General features: G+C 33.6%; 4 protein-coding genes. All 4 read right to left on the bottom strand.

Annotated features, from left to right (window positions below; all coding sequences use genetic code 11):
* A partial coding sequence (locus BMY82_RS09750; RefSeq protein ID WP_242938956.1) for an ATP-binding cassette domain-containing protein occupies positions 1-118 on the bottom strand: 118 nt, incomplete at its 3' end.
* A 28-nt stretch (positions 119-146) separates the two neighbouring features.
* Positions 147-977, bottom strand: coding sequence for a PstA family ABC transporter permease (locus BMY82_RS09295; protein ID WP_091976274.1), 831 nt, complete (start codon positions 975-977; stop codon positions 147-149).
* 2 nt (positions 978-979) lie between these two features.
* On the bottom strand, positions 980-1,849 hold the full coding sequence (pstC, locus tag BMY82_RS09290) for a phosphate ABC transporter permease subunit PstC (protein ID WP_144019739.1): 870 nt from the start codon (positions 1,847-1,849) through the stop codon (positions 980-982).
* An 84-nt stretch (positions 1,850-1,933) separates the two neighbouring features.
* A complete protein-coding gene (locus BMY82_RS09285) occupies positions 1,934-2,857 on the bottom strand; it encodes a phosphate ABC transporter substrate-binding protein (protein WP_091976273.1) in 924 nt (307 codons plus the stop codon).
* Between the last annotated feature and the right edge of the window lie 54 nt (positions 2,858-2,911).

The following is a 2,911-nucleotide window of genomic DNA, read 5'->3' as shown; positions in this document are numbered from 1 at the left end:
TCTTTAAAAGAGTGGATTTTCCACAGCCTGACTGTCCTACAATAGCAACTATTTCATTCTCTCCTACTTGAAGATTTATATTGTGTAAAACCTCTTTTTTAGAATATCCAGCAGACATTCCTTCTATTTTAAGCATTTTCCCACCTCTACTTTCTTTTAAATACATATAGTATTTTTGTTAAAAAATGTATAATCAACAATATTGCCAATAAAACAAACGCTGTACCATATGCGTAATCTAATGAAAATCCATTATTTACCAACATATACAAATGGTATGGAAGAGACATATATGGAGATGTCAGGCTTTTAGGTATACCTGCCACCATTACTGCTCCAGTATAGAGTATCGGTGCAGTAGCTCCCATTCCAAATGTCATAGCTAGTGCAACTGTTGAAATAAGATCTAGTAAACTGTCCGGAATTATTAGCTTTACAATCGCATATTCCCTAGATATACCAAGAGCCATTGAACTTTTCATGTATTCTTTTCCCTTTTCATCAAAGATTTTTTTTGCCCTAATTGCTATAAATGGTATCATCATTACAGAAATTGCTATTGATGAACATAATATACATCTAGGCATGCCTAAGAGAAAAATTAAAAACACATATGCTACAAGACCAAACAATATTGAGGGAATACCTGATAAGCCTAAAACCGATAACTTTACTAGCCTAGCAAAAATATTTTTATTGTTGTAAAAGGAAAGATATAATGCTGCTCCAATTCCTATTAAACCACCTATTAAAGCCGATAATATTCCCGACATCAAAGAACCTATAATAGCTGGATATATTCCACCTGCAGTTCCTAGAGGAAGACCCTCAGGATATCCTGATAAAAACTTCAAGCTCATAACTGATTTACCCTTATAAAAAATATATATAAACAAAAATAAGGTTATTCCAACAGTTAATATTCCAAGAAAGCAGCAGATGAATTTTATTATATACTTTTCTATTTTTCTATTCATAACTACTCCTTACTTATTTTTTTATTCAATATATAGGCAACTCCAAAAACTATGGCTAAAATAAGCAATAGAACCAAGTTTGCAGCATATAGAACGCTCATATGCATACTCCCATACTCAATACTGCCCATTTCAAGAGCAGTAAGAGCTGGAAGCGTCTGTGCCCTTCCCAGTAGCTTTGGATATATAGGAGAATTTCCTATTACCATCATGACTGCCATTGTCTCTCCTAAACCTCTACCAAATGCCATTATAGCCGATGCTAAAATACCTTCCTTTATAGCTGGAAGAACTATTTTTAAAATAAAACTCTCTTTACTAAATCCAATCGCTAAAGTATTTAACTCATACTTTTCTCTAGCTATCTTAATAGATTCACTACAAGAAGAAACTACGAATGGTATCAGTATTATTCCAAGTACAATTGCAGCAGACAAAACACATTGCCCTGCAACCATATCAAACTTTATTGTAAACCATTTTACAACTACCGTAAGACCTATAAAACCAAAAATTACAGACGGTATACCTGAAACCATATCTATAAATGAATATGCTATACTTGCAAATTTTTCTCCCGTATAAAAATTAAGAAAAAATGCACATCCTAAACCAAGTATAAGAGCAATTGCAACCCCTAATATAGAAACATAGATAGTACCTAATATTATAGCCACCAGACCAAATTGAGGCTTGCTACTTACTGGAAGCCATTTTTCACTTGGATCAAACATTTTTAAACCTACATTCTTAAAAGCTGGTATACTTTCAGTCACAATCTGAAATGCCATCAACAACATAGTAATTACACTAATTGCAGCTAAAATATATATAATCCACTTCTGAATAGACTTTACTACTCTTTTTCTCAAAACTTTCTCCTTCAACTTATAACCTAAATTCTAATTATTTCCTTAAAAAAAGATAGTATGGGGATCCCCATACTATCTAATGAACTATTTAACAGGTATGAATCCCATCTGTTCAACTACAGCCTGTCCCTTTTCGCCTAATATTACGTCAAGGAATGCTTTTTGCTGATCTGTTGGTTCACCTGACTGTATCAATAATAAAGGTCTCTGTATAATATAGCTACCATCTACTATATTCTTTGCAGTTGGTTCTACACCATCTACCTTCATAGTAAATACTTTGCCCTTATTCTGATTTGCTACACCATATGAAGCATATCCTACGGCCCACTGGTTATCTATTATATTCTGAACTAACTCACCCATAGATGCAGCTTGTATAGCTTCTGGCTTTACTTCTTCCTTATCCATTATCTTCTTTTGGAATACTTCATGAGCACCACCATTTATATCTCTAGTTATTACTACTATTTCCTTGTCAGGTAAAGAAGAATCTAAATCTTTCCAAGTCTTATACTTTCCTGAGAATAATCCAACTATCTGTTCCTTTGTAAGGTTGTCCATTTTCTTAGCAACAGGGTTTTCAGGATTTACTGCTATTGTTAAAGCATCTATACCAACTTGATACTGCTTTAAATCCTTGATTTCCTTTTTTTCCTCCTCCTTAACTTCTCTTGCCAACATACCGAAGTTAGAAGTTCCATCGATAACAGCCTTTACTCCCTGACCTGAACCACCAGCTGAAACATATATTGCTATATTGCTTTCAGGAAAAGACTTGTTAACCTTATTCCAAGTAGAATACTCTTCATTGAAATCTGTTGCAATCTTAGATATTACAGGCGCTAAAGAGGTAGAACCATTAAATAATATCTGATCACTTGACTGTTCCTGCTTAGTCTCTGTCTTTGCGTCTTCAGACTTGTCTTCGTCGCATCCTACCAAAGCAGTCATAGCCATAATTGAAATTAAAAATACCGAGAAAAACTTTTTAATACTCTTACTCATTTTCTTCCTCCCCTATAATTTTTATGTACCATCATTATAACATGAAAACCTTTT

This window comes from Peptostreptococcus russellii (assembly GCF_900110295.1).
Lineage (GTDB): Bacteria > Bacillota > Clostridia > Peptostreptococcales > Peptostreptococcaceae > Peptostreptococcus > Peptostreptococcus russellii_A.
The sequence above is the reverse complement of the archived record's forward strand: the minus strand, read 5'-3'. Positions and strand labels throughout refer to the sequence as shown.

Coding starts and splice junctions, on each gene's coding strand:
- BMY82_RS09285 (WP_091976273.1), bottom strand. CDS start 2,857: ATGAGTAAGAGTATTAAAAAGTTTTTCTCGGTATTTTTAATTTCAATT.
- BMY82_RS09295 (WP_091976274.1), bottom strand. CDS start 977: ATGAATAGAAAAATAGAAAAGTATATAATAAAATTCATCTGCTGCTTT.